This is a genomic window from Nitratidesulfovibrio liaohensis (assembly GCF_011682075.1).
In the GTDB taxonomy this organism is placed as follows: Bacteria; Desulfobacterota; Desulfovibrionia; order Desulfovibrionales; family Desulfovibrionaceae; genus Cupidesulfovibrio; species Cupidesulfovibrio liaohensis.
This window is the reverse complement of record NZ_VSMK01000717.1, coordinates 1-717: the sequence shown is the minus strand read 5'-3', so window position 1 is coordinate 717 and position 717 is coordinate 1. Positions and strand designations below refer to the sequence as shown.

Genomic DNA, 717 nt, shown 5'->3' with positions numbered 1-717 from the left:
CTGCGCCCCGGCGGGGTGGCCCTGACCTGGCGCGCGCTGGAACTGGCGCGGCAATTGATGCTGCTGCCTCGTGAAGCGCGGGTGCTGGACCTGGGCTGCGGCCCCGGCGAAACCGTGGCCCTGCTGCGCGAAGGCGGCATGGCGGCGGTGGGACTGGATGTTTCCGCCAGCCTGTTGGCCGAGGCGCTGGCTCGGAATGGGCGTATGCCCCTGATTCGGGCCTGTGCAGGGGCGGACCAGCACCCCTCTGCGCATCATGCCCCCGGCCTGCCGCTACGCACCGCCAGTCTTGATGGCGTGTTCTGCGAATGCGTGCTCTCCGTGCTGCCGCAGCGACAGGGCGTGCTGGCAGAACTTGCGCGTGTGCTGCGTCCCGGCGGGGTGCTGGTCTGGACCGATCTTTATGTGCGGGCGGGGCGTGCCGCTGACGTGCGGCGTGGCCCGGACGGTTGTCCGGTCGGCGCTGAGAAGGGCCGCGCGGACGGCGGCGAATCCAGCAACTCCGGTCCGCAACCCGGCGTCCTTTCCTGTCGGGCCGGGGCCATGCCGCGCGCGGACATGCAAGCCATGCTGCGCGGGGCCGGGTTTACGGTGCTGGCGTTCGAGGATCACAGCCGCCTGCTGGCCGAACTGGCGGGCAGGCTGCTGTTTGCCGGGGCCGACCCGGCTGAACTGTTCGGGTGCGGCGGCGGTGGCGGCGGGCGGCCCGGCTACGCG

General features: G+C 72.4%; 1 protein-coding gene. It reads left to right on the top strand.

The features are described from left to right. On the top strand, positions 1-717 hold a 717-nt coding region (trsM, locus tag FVW27_RS18090), incomplete at both ends, for a DVU_1556 family methyltransferase (protein ID WP_167127883.1).